The sequence below is a fragment of the Pseudomonas sp. TAA207 genome (assembly GCF_001529285.1).
GTDB lineage: Bacteria > Pseudomonadota > Gammaproteobacteria > Pseudomonadales > Pseudomonadaceae > Aquipseudomonas > Aquipseudomonas weihenstephanensis.
The window spans coordinates 23,150-49,441 of sequence record NZ_LLWJ01000052.1 but is presented as its reverse complement, the minus strand read 5'-3'; the positions used below and the strand labels follow the sequence as shown (position 1 = coordinate 49,441).

General features: G+C 58.9%; 18 protein-coding genes. 9 read left to right on the top strand and 9 right to left on the bottom strand.

Annotated elements, in window-relative coordinates:
• The first annotated feature begins 38 nt into the window (after positions 1-38).
• Positions 39-1,241, top strand: coding sequence for an MFS transporter (locus AP059_RS03665; protein WP_059761905.1), 1,203 nt, complete (start codon positions 39-41; stop codon positions 1,239-1,241).
• 14 nt (positions 1,242-1,255) lie between these two features.
• Positions 1,256-1,651 carry a hypothetical protein gene (locus AP059_RS03660; protein WP_059761906.1) on the top strand — a complete coding sequence of 132 codons (396 nt, stop codon included), beginning with the start codon at positions 1,256-1,258 and terminating at the stop codon, positions 1,649-1,651.
• Between the two features lie 82 nt (positions 1,652-1,733).
• On the opposite strand, the gene AP059_RS03655 is transcribed toward AP059_RS03660, so the two are convergent.
• The 4 genes from AP059_RS03655 to AP059_RS03640 form a co-directional block, all read right to left on the bottom strand.
• Positions 1,734-2,618, bottom strand: a complete 885-nt coding sequence (locus AP059_RS03655; protein ID WP_059761907.1) for an efflux RND transporter periplasmic adaptor subunit — start codon at positions 2,616-2,618, stop codon at positions 1,734-1,736.
• A 10-nt stretch (positions 2,619-2,628) separates the two neighbouring features.
• Complete coding sequence (locus AP059_RS03650; protein ID WP_016781859.1) at positions 2,629-2,829, bottom strand: DUF1656 domain-containing protein; 201 nt, start codon at positions 2,827-2,829, stop codon at positions 2,629-2,631.
• Positions 2,819-5,005: an FUSC family protein gene (locus AP059_RS03645; RefSeq protein ID WP_059761908.1), complete on the bottom strand. Its 2,187-nt coding sequence runs from the start codon at positions 5,003-5,005 to the stop codon at positions 2,819-2,821. The genes AP059_RS03650 and AP059_RS03645 overlap by 11 nt, the downstream gene beginning before the upstream one ends.
• A 112-nt stretch (positions 5,006-5,117) precedes the next feature.
• Positions 5,118-6,629 (bottom strand): efflux transporter outer membrane subunit, encoded by a 1,512-nt coding sequence (locus AP059_RS03640; RefSeq protein WP_059761909.1) that lies wholly within the window; start codon positions 6,627-6,629, stop codon positions 5,118-5,120.
• A 220-nt stretch (positions 6,630-6,849) separates the two neighbouring features.
• Between AP059_RS03640 and AP059_RS03635 the strand changes: the two genes are divergently transcribed.
• Entirely contained in the window at positions 6,850-7,782 is a 933-nt protein-coding gene (locus AP059_RS03635; protein ID WP_059761910.1) for a LysR family transcriptional regulator, read from the top strand.
• Between the two features lie 112 nt (positions 7,783-7,894).
• Positions 7,895-8,884, top strand: a complete 990-nt coding sequence (locus AP059_RS03630) for a 2-hydroxyacid dehydrogenase (RefSeq protein ID WP_059761911.1) — start codon at positions 7,895-7,897, stop codon at positions 8,882-8,884.
• 45 nt (positions 8,885-8,929) lie between these two features.
• Here AP059_RS03630 and AP059_RS03625 read toward each other — a convergent pair whose 3' ends face one another.
• Positions 8,930-15,379, bottom strand: a complete 6,450-nt coding sequence (locus tag AP059_RS03625; protein ID WP_059761912.1) for an NEL-type E3 ubiquitin ligase domain-containing protein — start codon at positions 15,377-15,379, stop codon at positions 8,930-8,932.
• Positions 15,380-15,464: 85 nt separating this feature from the next.
• Complete coding sequence (locus AP059_RS03620; RefSeq protein WP_059761913.1) at positions 15,465-16,370, bottom strand: DMT family transporter; 906 nt, start codon at positions 16,368-16,370, stop codon at positions 15,465-15,467.
• Positions 16,371-16,504: 134 nt separating this feature from the next.
• Here AP059_RS03620 and AP059_RS03615 point away from each other — a divergent pair, with 134 nt between their 5' ends.
• Positions 16,505-17,380 (top strand): AraC family transcriptional regulator, encoded by an 876-nt coding sequence (locus AP059_RS03615; RefSeq protein WP_059761914.1) that lies wholly within the window; start codon positions 16,505-16,507, stop codon positions 17,378-17,380.
• A 33-nt stretch (positions 17,381-17,413) separates the two neighbouring features.
• Here the strand turns inward: AP059_RS03615 and AP059_RS03610 are convergent, their stop codons facing one another.
• The 3 genes from AP059_RS03610 to AP059_RS03600 all read right to left on the bottom strand — a co-directional run bounded on the left by AP059_RS03610 (position 17,414) and on the right by AP059_RS03600 (position 21,561).
• On the bottom strand, positions 17,414-19,849 hold the full coding sequence (locus AP059_RS03610; protein WP_059761915.1) for a TonB-dependent siderophore receptor: 2,436 nt from the start codon (positions 19,847-19,849) through the stop codon (positions 17,414-17,416).
• 171 nt (positions 19,850-20,020) lie between these two features.
• Entirely contained in the window at positions 20,021-21,010 is a 990-nt protein-coding gene (locus AP059_RS03605; protein WP_059761916.1) for a FecR family protein, read from the bottom strand.
• The gene (locus AP059_RS03600; RefSeq protein ID WP_059761917.1) at positions 21,007-21,561 is read right to left on the bottom strand and encodes an RNA polymerase sigma factor; all 555 of its coding nucleotides are present in this window, start codon (positions 21,559-21,561) and stop codon (positions 21,007-21,009) included. Before AP059_RS03600 ends, AP059_RS03605 begins: the two co-directional genes overlap by 4 nt.
• A 184-nt stretch (positions 21,562-21,745) precedes the next feature.
• On the opposite strand from AP059_RS03600, the gene AP059_RS03595 reads away from it, so the two are divergent.
• From AP059_RS03595 to AP059_RS03580, 4 genes are all read left to right on the top strand, one after another.
• Positions 21,746-22,234: a sigma-70 family RNA polymerase sigma factor gene (locus AP059_RS03595; RefSeq protein ID WP_059761918.1), complete on the top strand. Its 489-nt coding sequence runs from the start codon at positions 21,746-21,748 to the stop codon at positions 22,232-22,234.
• The gene (locus AP059_RS03590) at positions 22,231-23,196 is read left to right on the top strand and encodes a FecR domain-containing protein (protein ID WP_059761919.1); all 966 of its coding nucleotides are present in this window, start codon (positions 22,231-22,233) and stop codon (positions 23,194-23,196) included. The genes AP059_RS03595 and AP059_RS03590 overlap by 4 nt, the downstream gene beginning before the upstream one ends.
• A gap of 110 nt (positions 23,197-23,306) precedes the next feature.
• Positions 23,307-25,643: a TonB-dependent Fe(3+) dicitrate receptor FecA gene (fecA, locus tag AP059_RS03585; RefSeq protein ID WP_059761920.1), complete on the top strand. Its 2,337-nt coding sequence runs from the start codon at positions 23,307-23,309 to the stop codon at positions 25,641-25,643.
• A gap of 203 nt (positions 25,644-25,846) precedes the next feature.
• The gene (locus tag AP059_RS03580) at positions 25,847-26,275 is read left to right on the top strand and encodes an HPF/RaiA family ribosome-associated protein (RefSeq protein ID WP_059761921.1); all 429 of its coding nucleotides are present in this window, start codon (positions 25,847-25,849) and stop codon (positions 26,273-26,275) included.
• Positions 26,276-26,292: the final 17 nt, after the last annotated feature.

The following is a 26,292-nucleotide window of genomic DNA, read 5'->3' as shown; positions in this document are numbered from 1 at the left end:
ACCCACCTACTGTGCGGCTTCGTATCAAGGAGCCGGTCATGGCCTATCGCAACAAAATCGCAGGGGTGTACCTGTTGGGCTATGCGCTGGATCTGGTGAACATGTTTGCCGTTTCGATTGCCTACCCACAGATCGGCCTGGAACTGCACGCCTCTGTCACCCAACTGGCCTGGATCGGCAATGCCTACATGCTGGGTCTGATCGTGGTTATTGTGCCCAGCGCGTGGCTGGCGGCGGCGGTGGGTGAAAAACGCCTGCTGCTGATTTCACTGCTGCTGTTCACGGCGGCCTCATGGGGGGTGGCACAGGCCGCGTCGATTGAAACGCTGATTGGCTGGCGCTTGCTGCAAGGGCTGGGGGGCGGGTTGTTGATCCCGGTGGGGCAAGCAATGGTGTATCGCGAGTTTCGCCCCCATGAACGCGCTCGCCTGACCTCGGTCATTTTGCTGGTGGCGCTGCTGGTGCCCGCCCTTTCGCCTGCGCTGGGCGGCTGGGTGGTTGAGGCGCGGTCATGGCGCTGGGTGTTTTACGCCAATGTGCCGCTGGCCCTGCTTGCGTTGCTGCTGGCGCAGTGCTGGATCAGGGCGAAGGGGCAATCAACGCGCCCCACCCCCGTCAAATTCAGGCAAATGGCTCAGTTGCTCAAAAGCCCGTTGCTGCGCATTGCGATGCTGACGTACCTGTTTATTCCGGGGGTTTTTATTGGCACCCAGCTGGTGAGTATTTTGTATTTGCATCAGTTGGGTTACACCCCTGCACAAACGGGTGCGCTGATGTTGCCGTGGGCATTGGCTTCGGCCCTGGGCATTGGCCTGAGTCGCTATCAATTCAACCGGGTGGGCCCCAAGCCGTTATTGCTGCTGGGCATGAGCGCTCAGGCGCTGGGCATCGCGCTGTTAATGCAGCTGGAGGCGGGGCACACGCTGCTGCCGATGGCGCTGTATGCCTTGATGGGGTTCGGTGGCAGCCTGAGCAGCAGTACCGCACAAAACACCGCCTTTATTGATGTACCTGCCGAGCACATGACCCACGCCAGTGCCGTGTGGAACCTCAATCGGCAGTTGAGTTTTCTGCTCGGCCCGGCGTTGATGATGGCGCTGTTCGCGGCCTTGACCGCGATCACCTCGACGCCCCACGCCTTTGCCCTATGCTTTGCCATCGGATGCGCGTTGACGCTGGTGCCGCTCATGCCTGCGTTACGCCTCGATACTCCACGCGTGCTGGCCTTGCTGGCACCCTGACTCAAGAGAAAGTGATGACTGATTATTCGCGCTACTTCGACCTTGTAAAAGAAACCCATGTCGAGATTGAAGGCTGGTTCAGCGGGCTGCAACCGGGGATATTGCCGACGTTGCTGGCCCGTTTTTCAGCGCAATTTACGATGATCACGCCCCACGGCAAGGTCCTGGATATCGACGGTGTAGAACGCCTGTTCGAACCACTGCGCGGTGCCCGGCCGGGTCTGGCCATTACGCTCAGCGAGTTCAACGGCATTGCCCTGCACGCAGGCGGCGCGGTGGTCAGTTACCGCGAGGTGCAAGAAGAGCACAACGGCAAACGTACTGATCGGCGTGCCACCGTGGCATTTGAAGTGGACGCGGCAGGCAACGTGCTATGGCGCCATTTGCATGAAACGTTCTGCGCGGTTTGATCCTGCACCGCAGTTGTCGCTGAGATGCAGCGCGAGGCGTCGATCTTCCACTGGTGATCGCCGCCTCGTTCCTCGACAGCGACTACAAAGAATGTCCCGGATGCGCGTCAACTTCATCCTGCTGCACGATCACGGTGCAGGTGGTGCCCGCCGCCAGCAAGAAGCCGTCCGGAATTTCGTCGATGTGGATACGCACCGGCACCCGCTGCGCCAGACGCACCCAGTTGAATGTCGGGTTGACGTCAGCCACCAGCTCGCGGCTCTCAGGGTTATCACGGTCATAAATGCCCCGCGAGATGCTCTCGACGTGACCTTTCAACACTTCGCCACTCATCATTTGCAGGTCAGCTTTGTCGCCCACGCGGATATGCGGCAACTTGGTTTCTTCGAAGAAGCCGTACACCCAGAACGAGTCTTTATCGACCACGGCCATTTTCGGGTCACCGATGCGCGCATAGTCACCGCGATGCACATTGAGGTTGGTGACGTAACCATCGACCGTCGCCAGCACACGCGTGCGCTTGAGGTTGAGCTGCGCGCCATCCAGTTGCGCCAGTGCGTGCTGGTAATCGGCCAATGCGGAGTCCGCGATGTTGCTCGCATCGTCACGGTTTTCTTTGGAGATGACCAAGTTGTCCAGGTCCGCCCGGCGATGGGCATTGAGCTTGCGCATCTCCCACGTGGCCTTGCGTGAGGCCACCAGCGACTGAGCCTGTTTGATCGCAATTTCGTAGTGCTCGGGGTCGATTTCCAGCAGCACGTCGCCCTTTTTCACCAGTTGGTTGTCTTTGACCGGCACGTTGACCACGTAGCCGTTGACGTCGGCCGCCACGTTAATGATGTCGGCACGCACGCGGCCGTCGCGGGTCCAGGGGGTGTTCATGTAATGCACCCACAGGGTTCGGCCGATCCATATCGCAAGGGCCAAAACCAGCAAGGTGGCAAGCAGGCTGAAGAACTTTTTCATCGGATCGGTCTCAACGGTAAACAGTGAGCGCCATGGCGCCAAAAAGACAAGCAAACAGGCTCAGGCGCAGCAGCGCCGGGTGCCAGAAGAAGCGGTACAGGTCGTAGCCGGAAAACAGTCGGTCAAAGCCCCACGCCAACCCCGCCGCGATAAAAAACATCAGGGTCATGGTGGGCATATAGACGCCGTGGAAGGCGATTTCACGAGGCATGGTTCAGTCCTTGCGGCTGCGCGTAGGCCGCCAGTGGCGATTGCGGGTCAAGCAGTGAGGTACGAATGAAGTGCAGGTAGCTTTGCACCCGCACCAGCGCCGAGGTGTCGAAGTTGCGGGCAAAGGGTTCGTCGGTGGCCTGCACGCGGCTGATGGCGTGGTCAACGGCGATCAGGGCGCGTTCAAGGTTGCTTTCGCCGGGGCTGATAAACAGTCGCACCAGGGCGCGGCCCATGACGCGGATCGCCTGTCGCCAAGGCTGAGATTCGGCATAGGCTGGGTGAATCGGCAGAATCGCCTGCTCTTTGCGCAGCTCAATAATCGCGTGGCCCACTTCCAGCACGACAAACATCCAGCGCAGCAGCTCGCGTTGCACCTTGGGCTGGCCAGCGGCCAAGCCATACGCCTGGTTCATCAGGTCGCGGGTGCGGCTTTCAAGGGTGGAACTCAAACCTTTGAGCTTGCCGCTGATGGCGTACACCACTTGCTCACGCAGGTCTTGCTCCAGGCGGCTCCACAACCAGCGGCTGTTGGGCGGCAGGATGATTGCGCCCGCGGCGGCGCACACCAGCATGCCAATCACCATGGCGATGTAGTCATTGATGAACTGGTACGGGTTGTAAATAGTCAGGTTGTCCGGCACCGAACCGGTGCTGAAAAAGATCAACAACCCCAGCCCCACGCCCGCGTAGTTGGCCCGCGAGGTCAAGAATGAGCCGAGCATGATCACCGGCGTCAGCACCAGGCACAGCAACGGGAAGCCGTCGATGTGCGGCAAGACGAAGAACATCTCGAAAAAACCCACCAGCGCACCGATGAACGTGCCGCAGGCCATTTGAAAGGCCATGCGTTTAGGGTTTGGCGTGGCGGCAGACAGGCCCACCGTCGCCGCCGCAATCAAGGTCATGGTGGCGCCGCTCGGCCAGGCGGTCATGACCCAGTACGTGCCCAGCACCACCAAAATGAACGACGCGCGAATACCCGACGCTGCCGCCGACCACCAGTTGGTTTGCGAAATAAACGGCTGGTCCCAGCGCTCCCGTTCGTGAGTGTGGTCGGCCAGCGAGGCATGGGTCAGCGCGTAGCTGTGCATGTCGTCGACAAACCGGTACAGCAGTTCATAAGCGGTGTTGAAGTCCAGAAAGTCCGAAGGGCTTGGCTCGGTTTGCAGAAATTCAACGCGCAAACTGCGCACATGCTCGGGCAGGCCCGCTTTGAACGCGGCCAATTGCTCGGCCAGTAAGGCGGCGTCTTTGTCCGTGAGCGAGCGCGCGTTGTAGGTGTCGAGCAGTTGCGCCAGCAGTTCCAGCTCTGGCTCGATGGCAGACACCACTTGCACCACGCCCCGGCTGCGCAACCGCGCGAGCAACTGGTGCAAGGCGTTGAAGCGTGTGGTGATGGCCATGAACTCACTGTTGAGGCGGCTCAGGCGACCGCTGCGCCGACGCATGTGCGGGTCTTCAAACACGGTCACGCTGCGCATGCCTTCAAGGCCCACGCTTTCACCGATAAAGCGCACGTTGCTGGCTTCGTAGTCTTCCTGGGACGACTGGCCGCGCAAACCCTGGGCCACAAAACCGGCGAACACCCCGAAGCGCTGGTACAAGGCGTTGTGCATGGCCGCGCCTGCGGTTTTGGGCAGGATCGCGGCACTGATCACCGTCGAACAAAGAATGCCTAGGGAGATTTCCAGCACCCGCCACACCGCCGCCATGAATGCGCCATCGGGATGCGCCAGCGCAGGCAAGCCCACCATCGCGGCGGTGTACCCGGCCAACACAAACCCATAGGCACGAAAGTTACGGCAGCGCGCCGCACCGGCCGAACAGAGACCGACCCAGATCGCCATTGAACCGAGAAACAGCACCGTGTTTTGCGCGAACAAGGCGATCAGCGCCACCATCACTGCCGAGCCGGTCAGGGTGCCTAAAAAACGGTAGAAGCTTTTGGCGAACACCTGGCCGCTTTGCGGCTGCATCACGATGAACACAGTGATCATCGCGGTACGCGGTTGCGGCAATTCCAGGCGCATGGCCAGCCACAGGGTCAAGAACGCTGCGACCAGCACTTTGAAGATATGCACCCAGGTCACGCCATCGCTGCGGGCCCAGTCAAAAAAGCCCCGGCGCCATTCCAGCGAATACAGCCAGCGTACCGGGGCGGGCAAATGGTTCATCTACAGGCTCTCAAAATTAGCCATCAGGGGTGATGGGCTGTTGCAGGCCGGGATCCAAGCATAAAAAGATCGCAGCCAGCGCCAGCGCCTACGGGGGTTATTCATCCGATCGTTAAGGGTTGAAAATCGCCATCACGGCGGGCGGTTTGTCCGGCACGTAACGGTCGTCTTTGGGCACATCGTTGCCTGCCCCCAGACCGCCACCCAACGCCGTCACCAGTTCAGCGTGAGCACTCAGGCGCGCGGCCTGCACCTGCTGCTCAATTTGCTGCTGCTTGAACAACAGGGTTTGGGCGTTGAGCACGTTGAGGTAATCGGTCAGACCGCGCTGAAAGGCGACCATGGCGATGTCGTAGGTTTTTTGCGCTGCTTGCACCGACTCAACGGCGAAGGCCTGCTGTTTTTCCATCGACTCACGCTTGATCAATTGATCGGAAATGCCCTTGAGCGCGGTGACCAGGGTTTGGTTGTACTTGGCCACGGCCATGTCATAACCGCCTGAAGCCACGCCCAGTTCAGAGCGCAGTCGACCGCCGTCGAAGATCGGCAACGAGATGGCCGGGCCGACGTTGTAGTTAAGCTTTTTACCGGTCAGGAATGACAGTGCGCCGCCCCCCGTGGCCATAAAGCCGATGCTGCCCACCAGATCGACGTTGGGGTAAAAACCGGCGTGGGCGACGTCAATCCCGCGCGCTTGTGCGGCCACTTGCCAGCGGCTGGCGACCACGTCAGGACGCTGACCCAGCAGCTCGGCCGGCAAGGACGAGGGCAATTTGAGGGCGGTGCCCAGCGCCAGCGTTGGACGCTTCAAGCGCGCACCTTCACCCGGCCCTTTACCCGCCAGTGCTGACAATTGGTTACGGGTCAGGGCGATTTCTTCTTCCTGAGCGTCGATCTGACGATGAATTTCGGGCAACGGCGCCTGCGCCTGGCTGACTTCAAAGTGCGTACCGATGCCGCCGTCCAGACGTTTTTGCGCCAGGTCGAGGATCTGTTCCTGCTGGTGCAGGGTCGACTCAGTGATATCAAGCTGGGCGTAATGCAGCGACAACTGGATATAGGCGCGCACCACGTTGTTCTGCAATTCGAGCTGGGCCTGACGCGCTTCGGCGGCGCTCATGTGGGCCATGTCCACGGCCTGTTCGGAGGCATTGCTTTCGCGGCCCCACAGGTCGAGGGCAAAGCTCAAGCCCAGCGCGGCGTTGTTATCCCAGGTCGTGGAGTTGTCGAGTGCGCCCGGCCCATAAAACTGATCGGACGGCCAGTTATGGCGTTTGAGCGTGGCGTCAGCGTTGATCTGCAACGACTCGGCAGACTCCGCCACGCCCGCCATCGCCTTGGCCTGACGTACCCTGGCAGCGGCCATGGCCATGCTCGGGCTGCCCTGCACCGCGAGGCTGATCCAGGCATCCAGCTGGGGGTCGCCATAGGCATGCCACCATTGGGCTTTGGGCCAGTTTGCGTCTTTCGCGGCGCTTGCAATCGCCTCGTCAGTGGCCAACGTATTGGCGGTCAACATCTGGCTTTTGGGACCGATGCCACCAAAACCGATACAGCCGTTTAATGCTAACGATAAAGCCAGAACACTGAGGGCTTTAAGCTCTCTGCTGATGCGACGCGGCACTGCTGCAAATTCCTGCATGAGGGGAAGGAGGCTTGAGTCGGATAAGTCTATGGGTTGGCAGGCGCAACGATAAGCTGGCATAACTGTGAATCTTTATTACCGTTATCAGGATAATCCGTTGGTCGAATGCATAACCCTCGGTAAACACTGAAACTTCATGTCACAATTTGTTGCTGTCTACTTTATTGCTGTCCCTTTTATTGCCCTCTGAGAGCACCCCATGGACACCTTGCAAAACATGCGCGCGTTCAGTTGCGTGGCCGAAGCCGGAAGTTTTACGGCCGCTGCCGCCATGCTGGATACCACCACCGCCAACGTGTCGCGCGCGGTCTCAAACCTTGAGGCCCACCTGCAAACTCGACTATTGAACCGCACCACCCGGCGCATCGCTTTGACTGAGGCCGGTAAACGTTATTTGCTGCGTTGCGAGCAGATTCTGGCTTATGTAGAAGAAGCCGAAGCCGAGGCCAGCGACGCTCATTCTCGTCCTGCCGGGCAGTTGAAAGTACACACCATGACCGGCATCGGTCAGCACTTTGTGATCGACGCCATTGCGCGCTATCGCAAGACCCACCCGGACGTGACGTTCGACCTGACCCTGGCCAACCGCGTGCCGGACTTGCTCAACGAAGGCTATGACGTGTCCATCGTGCTGGCCAGCGAACTGCCGGACTCGGGTTTTGTGTCCCAGCGTCTGGGCATTACCTACAGCATCGTGTGCGCCTCGCCGGGTTACGTAAAAGCCAACGGCACCGCCACCAAGCCCAGCGACCTGCTCAACCACGCCTGCCTGCGGCTGGTCAGCCCGGTGATTCCGCTGGATAAATGGGTGTTCGACGGCCCTGAAGGTCAAGAAATGGTGTTGATCAACACCTCGCCGTTTTTGGTCAACTCGGCGGACGCGATGAAAACCGCGATCACCAGTGGCATGGGTGTGGGCGTGTTGCCGGTGTATGCGGCTATCGACGGTTTGCGCAACGGCACACTGGTGCGCATGCTGCCCCAATACCGCTCCCATGAACTGAACCTCTACGCCATCTACCCGTCGCGCCAATACCTGGATGCGAAGATCAAGACGTGGGTGGAATACCTGCGTGGCTCGTTGCCAGAAATCTTGACCGCGCACCAGACAGAACTCGCGACATATAGTTGAGTCGCGGCCCTCACCCCAACCCTCTCCTGCGGGAGAGGGGTTGAGGCGCTGCAATCTTCAGCCATGAATGTTAGCGTGCTTGCATTCCCGACAGCCGATGAGTCTTGTTCCGATGAGCCTTCCCAGCACCAAAAAAACTGTTCTCGCCTTTAGCCGTGTGTCCCCCGAGATGATCGAGCGCCTGCAACAGGACTTCAACGTCATCGCACCCAACCCCAAACTCGGCGATATCAACCAGCAGTTCAACGACGCCCTGCCTCACGCCCATGGCTTGATCGGCGTCGGCCGCAAATTGGGGCGCCAGCAACTGGAAAACGCCAAACAGTTGGAGGTGGTGTCCAGCGTGTCGGTGGGTTACGACAACTACGACGTCGATTACTTCAACGAACGCGGGATCATGCTCACCAACACCCCGGATGTGCTCACCGAAAGCACCGCCGACCTGGCTTTCGCCCTGATCATGAGCAGCGCCCGCCGGGTGGCTGAACTCGACGCCTGGACCAAGGCCGGTCAATGGCAAGCCAGCGTTCCGCCCGCTCTTTTCGGGTGCGATGTGCACGGTAAAACCCTGGGCATCGTCGGCATGGGCAACATTGGCGCCGCTGTGGCACGCCGTGGCCATTTCGGTTTCAACATGCCCATCCTCTACAGCGGCAACAGCCGCAAGACGGCGCTTGAGCAGGAGTTGGCCGCGCAATACCGCAGCCTCGACCAACTGCTGGCCGAAGCTGATTTCGTGTGCCTGGTGGTGCCATTGAGCGACAAAACCAAACACCTGATCGGCCAGCGCGAATTGGCACTGATGAAGCCAAGCGCGATTCTGGTGAACATTTCCCGTGGTCCGGTGGTGGACGAACCGGCGCTGATCCAGGCCCTGCAAAACGCTACGATTCGCGGTGCCGGGCTGGATGTGTACGAGAAAGAGCCACTGGCTCAATCGCCATTGTTCCAGCTCAAAAACGCCGTCACCCTGCCGCACATTGGTTCGGCCACCTATGAAACCCGCGAAGCGATGGCCAATCGCGCGCTGGCTAACCTGCGCAGCGCATTGCTCGGTGAGCGTCCGCAGGATCTGGTGAACCCGCAGGTGTGGACAGCCTGATGCGGTTGCGGCGCCTTGATATCAAGGCGCCGGGGTTGGTTTAAATCACGTCAGCCTGGCCAGCGCGGAGTGAGTCAAGCCATTAAGCAAGACCTGGCGCTCTCGCTTCCAACTCTCGAAGTTGTCCACGGTCGCGGTGTAGTGCTCATTCTCGATATCGCCCATTGCCTCAAAATCAATTTCAGCCTTTGCGCTATTCAACGCCTCAAACCGATCGGCGTAACGCGTCTCCAAAAAGCCGACCCAAAACTGATTCAGGGTCATGTAATGGATCATCAACTCGCCCCCCTCCAGGACCAGCACAGCATCTCGCGCCCGTTCAATCACATGGGTTTCTACGGCGCCAAGGGTATTGAACCGCATGTGTTTGGGTTGCGCTGGCAACTGCAACTCATCGGTTAATTGAAGTCGGTAAAAAAGGGCTATTTCAAGCTCATCCACCGCTTCGGCCCCGCCTCTTTTTCTCACTTCCTCGCCTGCCAGGCGATCCAGCTGATGCCCGCGAAACTCCCCGCGTATGAGGCGCGCAAGATTGAGTTCAGCCTGCACCGGATCATCAGAGGCCAGGGCAGCACTGACGTGTACTTGCAGCTCCAGCCTGCTAAATAGCATCGCAACTGAATCACAGCACTGCCTGGGCTCGGCTGCCAACTCAAAGAGTGCGCTGCGCAGGCCCTCGTCAAGGGCGGCGGCGTGGAGCAGTGACTGAACACGCAGGGCCAGATCGTGCGGGGCATTGGTAAAGTCAGCCGTAGTGGTCAACCGGCCAAGTAATTCAAAAAAGGCCTCTGCCTTGGGATCCGCTTGCAGCAACTCGCATTCCTGCTGCCGGACTGTCCTTACGCGTGGATCAAGCCCATTGAGCCAGACTTGGCGGTCAAACGGCAGCAGTGACGGGTGATCGGCAATGTGATGCAGGCCAAAACTGATACCGGTGCGCCTCTGGTAAGCGTGCAACTCACGCAAAGCGGCAGGTTCCAACCGGTTGCCTTGCAAAAAGGTAATGCGATTGATGGCCTCAGAACCTTGCAGTACAGCGGGCGGTAGCACGCGAATGTGGTTATCGGTTAAATCCAGGCGCGTGAGGTGGGCCAATTGCAAAGCACCCAGTGGCCAGGTCTCCGTTTCGGTATTGGCGAGGTTTAATACGCGCAAGGCGGTCAGATTTCGAGCATCGAATCTTGTCGATAACCTGCAGCCTTTAAGGTTCAGACGCTGCAACCTGACCAGCCTGGTTAACGCGTTTAGATTGGCTTCATCCAAACGGATAGCATTGTAGGAAAGTGACAATTCAATCAGGTTTTCAAGCTGGCCAATGGCCTCAGGAAAGCCCGACAGGAGGCAGCGCTCCATTTTCAATACGCTCAACCTTGGGAAGCAACGCAGGAACTGATTGATATTTTCAGTCACCCCCAGCCCCACTCCGGCACCCACCCGCGAATCGTTCAGGACCAACTGCCTGATATGCCCAAAGCCCGCAGTCGGGACCGGCAAGGTGGCAACCCGTGTTCCTTCCAGCACCAGGGTGTACCCCACAATCGCCCCGGCTTCATTCGTAAAGGCAGGGGTTTCTTTACGCCACGCGCGCACCAGTGCTTGGGCAACTCCGGCCTTATGATTGCGGGTACCTGCATCCCCCGTCTGAGTCTCAGGCGTGTGTGACACCCATTCTTTGAGTTGCTGCTCCAACACCGTGAACTCGGCTTCGAGTCGAGTAAATTCGGCGCCAATGTTCAATCTGCGTTCACGCATCCTGTTAATGGCCCGCTGCGCCTCGTCTGGGGGGCTGGCGGGGTAGAGGTTTTGATAGCGCCTGATTAATGGAAGGTCGCCTAACCAACGCTCGCTTGCTTCTCCCCGGCCACTGAGTGTGTAGCCGATACGCCCGTCGGCCAATCGCCGGGGAGGCAAAAACCACGGTTGAGGTAAAACCATGCCAAGGGCTTGAAACGCCGAATCACGATTCTCGGCAGCTTTTAACGTCAACTGCTCCTTGAGCAATACGGCTGCGCTTTCATCGGTATAACCCAATGCTTGACGCTCGTGAGTGGGCAGGGCCGCCAACAGCACGCTGAAAAAATCGTGCCCCCGGACACTCTCAGCGTTATCTGAAGCCCGTGATGCGTGCCAGCCCTGCTGTGTTTTCAAAATCGTAACCTGCACAGCCGCACTGTCAGGCCCCAACGTACTGATCAAGTTCCCGCCAGGAGAGCCCTCATGCACGTTGATCTTGACGCTGGCTGGCCACCCTGGATGCTTTGCGAGCCAGTGCATCATTAACTTCACACTGTCGTTATTTTGCAGGCCCGGTAGATAAAAGCCTTCAATGGCCCGGTTGATCCGTAGCTCGCGCGCATACCATCGCGCTTCTTGCGCCAGGCGCAAGGGCACCCGCCCCTGATCTTTCATCTGCGCCCGTTCAAAGGGGCTCGCACTCTGCACCAGGTCTGTGGCGATGCAGCCTGGCAGGCTTGGGAACACACGCATGATTAACGCCACCGAAGGGTCAGGCTGGCGCTCGGAAAGCTCAGCGATGAGGTCAAACAGAGCAGGCGTCACGAGGCCTTCAGACCGCGTCAAATGGTGGTAAAGCACGTGCGCATACACCACGTCATGCGGGGTTTGGCTCAGTACGTCATAAAAGCGGTCACCCGGTTTTAGTAACGGCCTGAATGCCTGTAACTGCTCGACGGTTAAAGGCGCCATCACGCCCTGCTGTTCCGGCCCTTCAAACGCGTTTTTGATGTCATTGAAAAAGGAACCCTCAGCATCGCTCGCCCGCTTGGACAGCAAGATTTCAAGGCTGCGTACGAGCTTGAAGCGTTGCTGTGTATCGAGCAGTAACGGCGGGGGTTGTTCGTCGTTGACATGTACTCGCCTCAGCCTCTCTTCAGTCGTACCGCTGGTGTGCAAAATGGCCGTGATTTGATCGGCGTCAAAGTGCGAGGCGCCATACCCCAGGCGCCTGAACAAATACTGTCCGTCCCACTCCAGAGGCCGTTCAAATTGATGGCGCCATGCGCCAGCACCATTGCCATACGCACGTATCGGTGCCTTGGCAAAACAGGTGGCATCAATGATTGAGGCGACAACGCCATTGAATGGCGATTGCACTTGATAGCAATGACCGTCAATGACGATGGCCGGGGCATTATTGAGGGTGTACCTGCCTTGGGCGTCAGGGCGGACATCCGCTACGGCGCGTGGGTCCTTTAATGCATAGCTCTTGACCTGCGGGCGCTTGGGATCAAGGAACCCCTGCGCTGATCGTTGTGCCATAAGCCGCTTGCACACAAATGTGCGCCAGCCCTGTGCCGTCAACAAATAATCGCTGAGCCGTGTGTCGTGTACCGGGGAGGCTTTATACCCTGCGATCAAAGCTTCAAAAAAACTGTCCGGGCCCTCTATCGCCGGGATAGGCGCATAGGTGTGGGTGTCATATGCCGAGTACTTGCCTTGACCATGGGCGGTGAGCACCCATGCCGTGTTGCTGTACCTGTAGGCCGCTGCCCCCCCATCTATACCGCTCACGTCAATGATCAGCTCAGCACCCAGCCACTCTTTGATCAAACCTGCGCTGACGATACGCGACCATTGATCGACATCCGGGTTAAACGCCCGCGGGTGGTAAATACCATCCAGCATGCGTTCGACCCGGGCCGTGAAGATGGCCTGGCGGATCGCGTTGTATAGCGTGTCAGGCAGGTGGTAAACCTCAGAGGCGACACGCGGTGCACGGCTCTCATCAAGGTGGGCCATGTAGCGTACAAGCTCGGGATAAGCGCGTATCAATTCGCCACATCGAGCCTGTGACAGGCCCGCATGCAAATCCCGCAGCCGGTGCATGACGGGTAACGGCGGTGCCTTTCTTGGCGACTCCAGCGCAAGGAAGTTGAGGTCCAGGCTACTGGCCACACCGCTCGCCGGGAGGCGATCAGCGTTGAGGGTCAGGGCATTAAATAATGCGGCCTTATGGGTTTGGAGTTGTGTCGAGAGTAACGTGACCAACTGCGTTTTAGTGGTCGGTAACGAGAGTTCCCGGATGACTGCGCTAAAAAAATCCTCATCAAACGCTTTCAACACCGAAGGCCGGTTCAATACCAGCACGCCATCATCCAGACGCCTGATGTCCAACGTGTTTGAAGCACTGCCCTCCCGCCATGACTGTCCATACGTATCGTTCAAATGGCCGTCGTGATCAAACACACGCAAACGCTTGTCTTTAGGCCAATCGTCGAGTTGGGTCATTAGCGCCAGCACAGGCCGCTCAATGACGGAGGAAGACTGCACATCATGACTTAAACGTTGCGCGCAACGTTCAAGCAACGTGTCTGCAAGGGCCCTGGTCACCGCATCCGCCAGCGAAGCCGGGGCCGCATCTCCTGCCCACATGCCTTGCAACTGGCTTCGCGTCACAGCGCTGATACCCAACGCGACCTGGGCCGACTGCTCAGTCAAACCTGGGGTGAGCATGGATAAAAACTGAGCATCGCTTAAATTGCTTGGGTCATGGTTTTTGAGAGACCAACGCTGTTGCGTGGCATCCCACTCCACCTGCGGCCGATATGACGCCGCATTTACGCTGGTGATCGCGCGCCAGGTGCCATCCGGATTGCGTACAACTTCCACGACCGATTGGCGCCCGTCTTTTTCGAGAAATACATAATCACGCGCCTCGTGCCGGTAAATGCCGCGCTCATCGAGCGCCATATTCTGAGTGACGTCCTGAGGCACGGGGGCAAATCGGGCGGGGTCGCTCATCCATACATCGGTGGTCCCGTCACTGCGAACATAGGGTCGGGGCTGCCCCATGCTGTGCAACAGCTTTAACTGCCTGCGGTGTGCCAGTCGGCCTGCCTTTGAGTTCAACCATGGCGTAATCAGAATATCCAGCGCATCGACCAGCGTCTGTGCCAGCCCCGCAGAGTCGCTCTGACTGGCTTGCTGCAATGCGCTGAATGCACTGCGGGCGGTCGCCCCGAGAAACAAAAATTGAATCGCCCGCGATAACCCCTTTGTGGCGCCGGGGACCGGTATCAATAAGAGGCTCGACACTTCGTCAAGGAATACGCTGGCCACCGTCCTCACGTCCTCCCAGTCCTTGACCGACTTCTCTACCGCCATTTGCTTGAGGCGGTAGAGGTATTGCTCGCAGGTGAAGGTGTGCAGCGTATCTTCCAGCGACGTACGGACACTCATTGGCTTGAAGCCCAATTCGTCGAAGGGGATCCAGCCACGTTTGAGGTGGGGCAGTCGGCCAATGAAGTTGAAGTTGGTCGCGTCAATGACGTCAGGAATAACCGCGGTCAGCTTCTCGTAGAAGGGAGCGGTCAAATGCGCTTCAAACCAGCCCAGCGTATTGTCAGCCCGCGCCTTGAGCAGTTGCGCCCTGAAATCAGCAATCAAATGACTTTGACTGTCGTGCAAACGCAACTCGCCGTCGGGTCGCCCCGGAAAAAAGCTGAACAGACCCTGCCCGCCCACGTACTCAATCTGATAGAGCGGAATATGAATGTGATGCTCTTCCCACTCAAATTCAGGCGCGGGACGATTCGAGAGAGTCAGTCCGGTTTGCACACGAAAACCATGACCCAGCCAATACTCCGAGGCTTTGAATTTTTTTGTCAGCACAATTGGCGTAACACGCAAACGGCCCAATGGGTGATCAAGCACGTCACTCAGGGCCCGGATATTTGCGCGCACGCTGGGGGGGCGAGCGGACCTTCGGTATAAATCCAGCAAACAAAACTGTAGGTGGGCTTTTGTATAGGTGCGCAAAAGCGTCTGCAACACAGCACCTTCGGCCATGGACGCCTCAAGTTGCTCGCGAAGTTTGACCCCCAGATTCAGCTCACGTGCCACGTCAACAAATGTTCTGACGGAAATGATTGAGGTTGAATCAATGGACTCGGGAATTTGAGGTTGCCGTAAGTCGGTCCCGGCAGAGGCATTGATATAGCTGGCGTTTATCAAACTGCCACTTCTGAAACTGGCGAAATAAGACAAAAAGCCAAAGTTCACACACGCGGCTTGCCACAGACTCATGCTAAGCACATGAACCAGGGGAGCATGTTCATCTCGAATCGCCTGCGGCTCAGGCAAGACCTCTGCCTCACCGCCATCCTGCGGCGCTGCGACAGAGCGTTTTAATCGCGTCGCCAACGCAGAAGAGCGTTGTGGCAGGGCGAGAAACCGGGTGTGTATAAAGACTTGATGGGGGTCCAGGTCTTTGCCCGTCAGCGCTAACAGCCGAGCCCGGATCAAGCCCGTGCCTTGGGTTTTAAATGCCTCCTTGATCGCGCTGTCTTCGTTTTCAAGGTTCTTTAACGCCGCCAAATGCTGACGCACCAGTTGACGGTATCGAAGTTGCTCGGCCTGTGTGAGTGAGGCCAGTTGACCCGTGATTGACTGACGCAAACTATCCAGCACACGGCCATCTACCCATTCTGACGCAGAGGTAAACAGGGAGAGAGCTTCATTATCTGACGGGTTCATAGGCCGTACTCTGGGTGGTAAACCTTGAGATTAACGACCTGACCCGGTTTAAAACGTTAGATATGTACTACCTCGCTCAACCCCGTTACGCCAACTGGGCCGCCTTGTCGTCGGGCATGACACGCCTGGGTTTGCGAAACACCAGCACGTTGCCGAGCATCACCAGCACCAGCCCCGCCAAGGCCGGTGCCGTCCATTGATAGCCTTCGGCGAAGGCCGACACGTTCAGCGCCACCAACGGGAACAGCACCGTGCAATAGGCGGCCCGCTCCGGCCCCATGCGCCCGACCAGGGTCAAATACGCGGTAAAGCCAATCACCGAACCCGGTATCACCAGGTACAACAACGAACCGATGTAACGCGTGCTCCATTCCATGGTGAAGGGAATGGCGCTGAACACGCAGTACAGCGCCAGCAGGCTGGCACCGTAAAGCATGCCCCACGCGTTGGTGGTCAGCGGTTTAAGCCCGGCCTTTTGTTGCAGGCTCGACAACATATTGCCCGCCGAAAAACACATCGTACCGAGCAAGGCCAGGCCCAACCCGAGCAAGGTGTCCGGGGTCGCGGTGTGGGCACTCAGTTCCGGCCAGAATAAAAAACCCAGCCCCAGCAACCCCAAACCACCGCCGAGCAACACGTTGCGGGCGATTTTTTGCTTGAAGAAAATTCGCGCATTCAGCGCGTTCCATAGTGTGGCGGTAGAAAACACCACGGCGATCAAACCGGTGGTCACCCACTGACTGGCCGTTAAAAAGCACATGAAGTTGACACAAAAAAGGCACACCCCCTGCGCCAGGCAAATCAGGTGCCCGCGCCGGGTCATCACCTGCAATTTGCGCGTGAGCAGCAGCAACACAAACAGCACCAGCGCCGCCAGACCGAAGCGGTACACAATCGACACGGGAATCGCCACCACCCCCAACTGCAACTTGAGCGCCAGCCAGGTGGTGCCCCAAATCAGCACGGTCAAAAGATACAAAGATAGGTTCATGGCACGCTCCTGAAGATGACCTTCAGTGTGAATCGCGCCCTGCCCGGGCACTTGCAGATTCTTGCGCTTTTGTCGCTCGGGGGCTGGCGGCGCTGACGCGGCAGAGTAGGATGCAAGACGTTGGAGAAATGACCATGACCGCGTTCGACACCCTGCAAGTGTTTCAGTCCATGAGCCGCTCGCCCAATGCTCGCCTTGAGCACTGCGCCGAGCTGGGTGACGGCATGGCCGCCGCTTTGTGGACCAACCATCACGATGCCCGCGACTATGAAGCGCCCACCCATCACACCCTGTCGTGCTACATCTCGGGCGGCACCGGTACGTTTCGGCGTGAGCAACCCAGCGCCCGGGGCGCACCGGGCAAACTTTGCGTGTTGCCTGCCGAGCACCAATCGGCATGGGTCATCAATGGCGAAATCCGTCTGGCCCATGTGTATGTCAGTCAGGCGCAATTCGCCCTCGGTTGCATCAGCCTGCTCGATAAAGAACCGCGCACGCTGCAATTGCGTGAGTACACGTTTCTGGACGATGCGCAGCAAACCATGCGCTTTCATCAATTGCTGCAGATGAACTGGACTGAACCGGGCGAGCGTATGCTCACCAGCAGCCTGGCCAACGAATTGCTCGACCACGCTGTACTGAGCCAGGTGGGGTTACGCGAGGGTTTGCAACTCAAGGGCGGACTGGCGGCGTATCAGCGCCGCCAGTTGGTGGACACCATCGAACAGCAACTGGCCGAGCCGTTAAGCATCGGCCAGTTAGCGGCGCAGTGCGCGCTGTCGCCTTATCACTTTGCGCGCATGTTTCGTGAAAGCTTTGGTGTGGCACCGCATCAATACGTGCTGGCGCGGCGCTTGAGTCGAGCGCGCTCATTACTGCGGCACAGCTCGCTGGCATTGGGCGAAATCGCACTGAGTTGCGGTTTCGCCAGCGCCAGCCACTTCACCAACCGGTTTAAACACACGCTGGGCGGTACGCCGGGCGAATACCGCGCGGCGTTCAGACCATAAACCCGCAGTCGCAGCACAAGGCGGTGCAGCGAGTTAAAACTCCAGCGTGCTGGCCACGGACACTTGCCGCGAGTCGCCCATCGAAACGAAGGTGCGACTGGCCGCCGAGGTGTAGTACGTGCGGTCGAACAGGTTTTTGATGTTGAGTTGCAATTTGACCTTTTGCCCTTCTACCTGCGTGTCGTAGGTCGCAAACGCATCGGCCACCGTGTAGCCCGGCAGGTCGAAGTCGTTGAGGGCGTCCCCTGCACGTTCGCCGACATACCGCGCACCCGCACCGAGACGCAATTTATCGCCGCCAAACACGCTGCCGACCTCATACACGGCCGACAGTGAACCGCTATTTTTGGCCACGTTTTGCAGGCGCATACCGCTGTAGACAGGGTCTTTGGTCACCTCGGCATCGGTGTAGGCGTAGCTGCCAATCAGGCTCCATTGGTCGCTGAGCTGGCCACTGACGTCCAGCTCCAGGCCCCGCGAGCGAACTTCGCCCGCCGCTGAATACACCGTGTCTTCGCCCACGGTGGTGGACACCAGTACGTTGCGTTTTTTAATGTCATACAACGCCACGTTGCCGGTGATGCGCCCCGGCATGTCCAGCTTGGCCCCCACTTCCCACGACTTGGACTGCTCAGGTGCGATGGCCGAGTCCAGCACCACGCCGCCGGTCAGCGGGGCGATGGTGGAGTTGGGTTTGAACGATTCGGTGTAGCTGGTGTAGAACGACAGCTCGTCGGTGTAGCGATACACCAGCCCGGCACGCGGGATCCACTTCTGACCGTTGTTGTCGGTGTTGGCGGTAAACGGGCGACCTTTGCCCGCCAACTGGTCGTACTTCTGGAACCGCCCGCCTGCCACAAAAATCCATTGGTCGGTAAGGTGAATCGAGTCCTGCATAAAGAGCGAATCGCTGCGCAGCAGGTCGGTCTGGTTACTGTCGCTGGCGCTGACGGTGGTGCCGGCCACTTCACGGCCATACACCGGGTTGAGGTAGCTGAAGGGGTATTGGCTGTTTTGGCGGATTAAATCGGCGCGGTAAATCTTGCGGTATTCATCGTCCAGCCCGAACACCACGTCATGCTGCATACCTGCCGCCTGCACCTTGCCTTGCAGGCTGAGCGTGGCAAAACGGTCAGTGGTGATTGCGCCTTGAGTGCCGTCCATTTTGCGCGTGAGGGTGCCGGTCTTCGGGTTGACCGCCGTGACCCGCACTTGGCTGGCGTCGTAGGTTTCGCGGTTCCAGCTGTAGCCGAAGTGGGTTTTCCAGTCATCGCTAAGGTCGTGATCGACCTCAAAACGGTACAGGTCCGAGCGTCCTTGCATGTTGTTGAACGGCTCGTCCAGACGACGTGTGGCCGGAATGTCCAACGGGTGGTTGGTCGCAGGATCAATGGCGGTGCCCCGGTCAAACGGCGACAGGAACTCGCGGTGTTCGTAAGCCAGCAACACTTGGGTCGTGTCGCCGTACCACGCCAGCGACGGGGCAATCAGGGTCTCGCGGTGCGTGCCGAAATTGCGCCAGTAATCCTCATCTTCGTGATCTACGATCATGCGATACGCCAGCCCCGAATCCCCCAGCGCGCCGGTGCTGTCAAAGCTGCCACCGCTGCCGTTTTTGCCCGAGCCGTAAGTTGAGCCGCGCACCGTCAGGGCGTTGTACTGCTCCAGTTGCGGTTTTTTGCTCACCACGTTGACCACCCCGCCGGGGTCCTGGATGCCATACAACAACGAGGCCGGGCCTTTGAGCACTTCGATTCGCTCGGCGGTGGCATTCAATGCGCGCCCCTGCACCAGCGGCATGCCGTCGCGCATGATCGAGCCATCGCGGTTGTCGCCAAAGCCGCGTTTCATCACGGAGTCCTGGGTGCTGCCCAGCGTGTTGCCCTGGGTGATGCCGCTGATGTTGTTCAGTGCATCGTCCAGATTGCGCGGCACCTGATCGCGGATCACCTGCGCTGGCACCACGTTAATGGTCTGCGGGATTTGCAGCGTGTCGCCCTGCCCGCGCATCACCGAGGTCACGGCGGGGGGCTGATAACGGGTGTCGTTTTGCGCCAGCGAAGTGATGCGGGTGGCGCCCAGGTTCAAGGCACCTGCGGTCGGCGCGGGTTCGAGGGCGAAGGTGTGAGCGTCTGTGCGTCGGGCCGTGAAGCCAGACTGCGCGAGCAAGGTAAGCAATGCCTGTTCGGCACTCATGCGGCCCTTGAGCGCGGGGGCTTGCAAACCATACGGTGCTTCGTCGGTGTAGACCACGCTCAGGCCGGTCAGCCGACTGAAGTCATTCAACGCCTGAGGCAAGGATTCGGCAGGCAGGTTGAAGGCAAATTCACGCTCGGTGTGATGGGCGGTGGCCTCTGCGGCCACAGCCACGCTCAACGGGGCCAATGCCAGACCGGCCATCAATAACGCAGACGCACCTAACCACTGTTTAACCGAACCGCTTGGCGCTGACATTGCCTTGGACTTCATGCTCATGACCTGTGTGTCGACCTGTTACGTAATGCGAATTTTTCGCATTTTCAAGCACTACACGGATCGGCGAGGGGTTTACCTCACCCTGGATTGAAAAATAATCGCGGTGACGGTTTTTCCTTCATCCCAACCCACTCCGAAAGGAGAGGATGGGGATGGGCGAAGGCGTCAACGCAACACAATCACCCGTCCAAGCAAGCTGTGCTGCTCAAACCCCAACACGCTCTGCAAAGAATCCAGCACCGCTTGCGGGTCGCGGCTGGGGAAACTGCCACTGATACGCCGACGCCCCAGCTCGGCGTTGAGCAACACAATGTGCCCCGGAAAATAACGGTCGAGGTCCGCCACTACGTCTACCAGCGGCGTTTTTGCATACGTCAGCCACCCGGTTCGCCACCCCAGCTGACTTTTAGCGTGCGCGGCATGCAGCGTCTGCGTAACGCCGGCACCGTATGCCACTTGCTGGTCAGCGGTGAGAATCTGCTGCGGCGCGCCTTTGCCAGCCGTCACACCCACCCGGCCGGACAACACCGTCACTCGCGCACCTGTGGGCTGCAAACGCACTTCAAACTCAGTGCCCAGCACCCGCGCTTGCCCCTCATGGGCATCGACTACAAACGGCTCGCCCGTGTGCGTGACATGGAAAAAAGCCGCGCCACGGCGCAACTGCACATGGCGCTCGCCAGCGCTGAAATTCACCGCGAGGGCGCTGTCGGCATCCAGTGTGATGTGCGAGCCGTCCACCAGCGTGATGGTGCGCACTTGCCCCGGCGCACTCACATAGTCGGCGCCCAAATCATCGACCCAGCGTGCTGGCTGCCACCCGGCAAACACGCCAACCATCAGCAGCAGGCATGCGGCTACGGCCAGCCCACTGGACCACTGCCACACACGACTGCGTTTGGATTCATTCATGGCTGACAGGTAACGCTGCATCGCCAACGCGTCTTCATCAGCCAACTGGCGGCCTGCGACTTCGGTCAATTCCCACACCACTTGCGCCTGAGCGTAGGCCTCGGCATGGGCTGGGTCTGCCTGTAACCAACGGCTGAAGGTGGCCTGATCGCCGCTGTCGGGCTGGTCGTGCAATACGCTCAACCACGCCAGCGCCGTACGCTCTTGCTCAGCGGTAATGGGGATGTTCGAACGGTTGATCACGGCGCTGTCCCTGTCGGTGGCTCACGCAAGCTGGCCTTGCAGGCTTCAAGGGCGCGCATCATATGTTTTTCGACGGCACTTTTGGACACGCCCATGACCTTGGCGATGTCGGCGTAGGTACGGCCATGAATGCGATTAAGCAAAAAGATATGCCGCGTGCGCTCGGGCAAGGTGCGCAACGCGGCTTCGACCTGACGTAAATCGTTGCCCGCCTCAAGCGCTGCCTGCGGCTCACCGCCGTGGTTATCGGGTTCAGTCTGCCACTGCTGGTTGATTCGCCCGCGCGAGCCTTCGCTGCGTAAATGATCAATCGCGATGTTGCCCGCGCACCGCAGCAGGTAGGTGCCCAGCTCTTCGACCTGCACCAGAGGGCGGCGCCAAAAACGCACAAATAAATCCTGTACCAAATCAGCTGCCGTCGCGCGACAACCCACGCGGCGGCTGACCAGTGCTTCCATTTGCAAGCGTTGGGATAAAAAAACCTGTAGGAAATACGCACGTCCATGGCGCGATTCGCTGTCGGGGCCTTCCTGAAGGTCGGGAGGATTCATGGGCGTCGCAAGCTGATGTTCAAAAGGAAAGCGATACTAATGATAAATATTCTCATATGCAAAAGCAGATGACGGCCTGCACGCACGTTGCTGATCAAGGGTGATTGCCCAATGCAATCACACACCCCTACAATGCGAACAATTCTTGTTCTCTAAAGCGTTTTTAGCGCAGTCGGAGTGTTGGTTGTCGCAGTCAAATCACGTTGAGGTCCTGTATGTGGACCACCACAGCTGGCTCACAGGCTGGTTGCGGCGCAAGCTTGGCTGCCCGCAAAGCGCCGCTGACCTGGCTCAGGACACGTTCATGCGCCTGCTCACGGCGCGCGAAACCCCGACCCTGACCGAGCCGCGCGCGTTTTTGACCACCGTCGCCAAGCGCGTGCTGTTTAATCACTACCGTCGCCAGGACCTGGAGCGCGCCTACCTGCAAGCCCTGGCCGATCTCCCCGAAGCAGTCGCGCCGAGTGAAGAAGAACGCGCAATCATCCTGCAAACCCTGGTGGAGCTGGACCAATTGCTCGACGGCCTGCCCTCCCCGGTCAAACGCGCGTTTTTGCTGGCGCAACTCGATGGCCTGAGCTACGCGCAGATCGGCGCGCAACTGGGCATTTCCATTGCGACGGTCAAACGCCATTTGAACAAAGCTGCCCTGCGCTGCTATTTCGCCTTATGAACGGCACATTCAACAATCCCCCGGATATCGCGCCGCAGGTGGCTGAGCAAGCGGTGAGCTGGCTGGTCGAAATGCAGGGCGGTGCGCTCAGCCCGCGTCGTCAGCAGGCGTGGGAGCACTGGCTCGACGCTCACAGCGAACATCAGCGTGCGTGGGATCACATTCAACGGGTCAATCAGCGCCTGCGCGGGTTGCATTCGCCCCTCGTCCACGCCGCCCTGAACGCCCCTAAAAGCAGCACTCGGCGCCAAGCCCTCAAGCTATTGCTGCTAGTGGGTGCAGGCTCGGCCGTGACTTATGGCCTGCGCCAACAACTGCCCATCACGCCTCTGTTGGCCGATTACAGTAGCCCGGTGGGTCAACGCCGCACGGTGAAGTTGCACGATGGCAGCCAGATCCAGCTCAACACCGCCAGCGCGGTGGACGTGACCTTTGACGCACAACAGCGGCTGATTCGTTTGCTTGAAGGCGAGATGCAACTGACCGTGGCTGACGATCCGCGTCCGTTGCACGTTGTGACCGCGCACGGTCTTTTACAGCCCCAAGGCGCGCGCTTCAATGTGCGCCAGTTGCGTGACCACACTCAATTGGCGGTCTTTGCAGGGCAGGTAAAACTATCGCCTGTGGCGCACAGCGGCGGTGCGCTGGTGGTCGAGGCTCGCCAGCAAGTGAGTTTCACCGCAAAGGCATGGAATGCGACGCACGCACTGGATGCAGGCAGTGGCGCCTGGGTCGACGGCATGCTGGTGGCCGCGCATATGCGTTTAGGCGACTTTCTCGCCGAGCTGGGGCGCTACCGTCGTGGTCAGCTCAACTGCGACCCTAAAGTCGCCAACCTGCTGATCTCCGGCACTTACCCGATTGACGATACCGAGCGCGTGCTCGATGTGTTGCCCCTCAGCCTGCCGGTACGGGTCAGGCGCTTTACCCGCTATTGGGTCACGGTTGAATCCAACGTTTAGCCCCTCATTGGCGCACGGTGCGATTTATTTTTGCGCGGTTGAGCTGATTTCACATCTGGCGTGACAGAGAAGGTAAGCCACTTCGATTCTCATCTTCTCAGGACCACTTCATGCCCGTTCAGCCTTCGCGTCTCTCCTGCCTGGCCCGTTTAGTGTTAGGTGCCAGTCTCACTCTGGGTGCCTTACCCATGGCGTATGCCGAGGCCAGGGCCTATCACATCGCGCCCACTTCACTGGAAGCGGCCTTGAACCAGTTTGGTCGCGAAGCCGGGGTGCTGATCTCATTTGGTTCGTCCACCGCCAGTGGCATTCAGAGCCGTGGCCTGGAAGGCAACTACAGCCCGGAGCAAGGCTTGCAAGCCTTGCTCGAAGGCACTGGCCTGCAAGCCCGCGCTGAGGGCCAAGGCGCGTTCAGCCTGCAACCGGTGACCCGCGCCAGTGCTCCAGCCAGCATTGAGTTGGGCGCCTCCAGTGTGGTCGGCGACTGGTTGGGTGACGCCGCACAGACGGACGTGTTCGAACACCCCGGTGCACGTGACGTGATCCGCCGCGAAGACTTCGAGCGCCAGGGCGCCACCTCGGCCCGTGAGGTGCTGAACCGCATCCCCGGCGTCAACGCCCCGGAAAACAACGGCACTGGCAGCCATGACATGGCCATGAACTTTGGCATTCGTGGCCTCAACCCGCGCCTGGCCACCCGCTCCACGGTGCTGATGGACGGCATCCCCGTGCCGTTCGCGCCGTATGGCCAGCCGCAACTGTCGTTTGCGCCCGTGAGCATGGGCAACATGGACGCCGTCGACGTGGTGCGCGGTGGCGGCGCGGTGCGCTATGGCCCGCAAAACGTAGGCGGCATCGTCAACTTCGTGACCCGCGCCATTCCCGACGAGCCGACGGTCAAGGCCGGTTTCCAGACCGAGACCAGCCCGTCTTCCAGCCATGACGGTTTCAAGACCACCGGCAACCTGCTGGCTGGCGGCACGGCCGACAACGGGCTGGGCGGTGCATTGCTGTATTCCGGCACACGCGGCGGCGACTGGCGCGAACACAGCGACACGCGCATCGATGACTTGATCCTCAAAGGCAACTACCAAATCGATGACGCCAACAGCCTGCACGCGATGGCGCAATACTACGACGGCGAAGCCGATATGCCGGGCGGCCTGAGTACAGCGGCCTACAAGGCAGACCCGTATCAGTCGACACGCCCGAACGATAAATTCTGGGGCCGTCGCACGCTGGTCAATTTCGGTTATCGCTATCAGCACGATCGCCGCGAATTCACGGTCAACAGCTTCTTCACCAAAACCCTGCGCAGCGGCTATCTGGATCAGGGTTCATTCCTGTCCTTGTCGCCCCGCCAATATTGGGTGCGCGGCATTGAAACCCGCTTCTCCCAAGGCTTTGATCTGGGCAACACGGCCCATGAAGTCGGCGTGGGTTATCGCTATATCAGCGAGGCCGGGCATGAGTTGCGCTATCGCACTCCGATTGCGGCCAACCAGTTACCGACCACCAACAGCCGCAACGACCGCGACACCCGTGGCGCCACCGAAGCCCATGCGTTCTTTATCGATGACAAGATCGACATCGGTCAGTGGACATTCACCCCCGGCATTCGCTACGAAATGATTGAGCAAGAGCAAACCAACCTGCTGACCCACGTTAAATACAAAGGCGACTACAACACCCCGCTGCCCGCCTTGAATGTGCTGTACCACGTGACAGACAGCTGGAATATCTACGCCAATACCGAAAGTTCGTTCGGCAGCGTGCAATACAGCCAAATGCCGAACCGGGTCAGCGGCGGCGAAGTCAAGCCGGAAAAAGCCCGCACCTGGGAGCTGGGCACACGCTACGACAATGGCAACCTGCGAGCGGAGATCGGCGCGTTTCTCATCAACTTCAACAACCAATACGACAGCAACCAGACCACCGACACGGTGATCGCCCGCGGCAAAACCCGTCACCAGGGCATCGAGGCCAGTGTGAACTACGCACTGGACGGCCTGACCCCGGCGCTGGCAGGTTTTGACGTGTATGCCACCTACGCTTATGTCGACGCGACCATCCGCGAAGACGGCCCGAACAAGGGCAATCGTGTGCCGTTCTCCTCCAAAAACAAAGGCACATTGGGTATCGGTTATACCCAGGGCCAATGGAAAGCCAACCTCGACAGCAGCTACCAGACCGACCAGTTCGCAGATAACGCCAATACCCGTAAAGAAAGTGCTGACGGCAGCACCGGCAAAATCCCCGGCTACATGGTGTTCAACAGCCGCGTGGGCTATGACTTCGGGCATCAATTGTCGGACCTGAACGTCGCGGTCGGGGTTAAAAACATCCTGAATCACGAATACTTCACCCGCTCGTTTGACGACAACAACAAGGGCAAATACGTGGGAGAGCCGCGCACGGTGTACGTACAGACATCTGTCGCATTTTGATATAAATAGGCAAAGGTCCGCACCCACGGGCCTTTCCTACAAACCGAAGACTGACGCCGATCACGGCATATGATCTTTCCTGAAAATAGAGCTTGAAATATTTGTCCATCGGCTCAAACACTGTGACTGAGCAATGACGATGAACCTTTGTCCACTCAAGGCCGTCAGACCTCACACGAGCACGCTGAAATAAGGGAAGCACTATGCAAATCCAGGTCCATTGCGATAAACACATCAAAAATGACGTTCGACTGGAGGAGTGGGTAAACACCACTGTTAAAGATAGGCTCGACCTTTTCGAGGAAGACATCACCCGTGTCGATGTTTTCCTGAGTGATGAGAATGGTGGCAAGTCAGGGCCAAACGACAAGCGCTGCAAAATGGAAGCGCGCCCAAAAGGCCATCAACCACTGATCGTCACTGAAGACGCCGACTCCGTAGACCGAGCCGTCGAAGGCGCTGCCGAAAAACTGCAACACGCACTTGAGCACTTGTTTGGCAAACTGCGAAACAAACCTTCGGCGAAACTGCCCGCTGAAGGGTTTGGTGAAGAAGAGTTAAAAGAAAGCGCTGACGACTTGCTCGAAGAAGAGTTTTTGGAAAAAGAAAAAGAACTCGACAAAATCAGCTGATTCAGTTGGCAAGACGC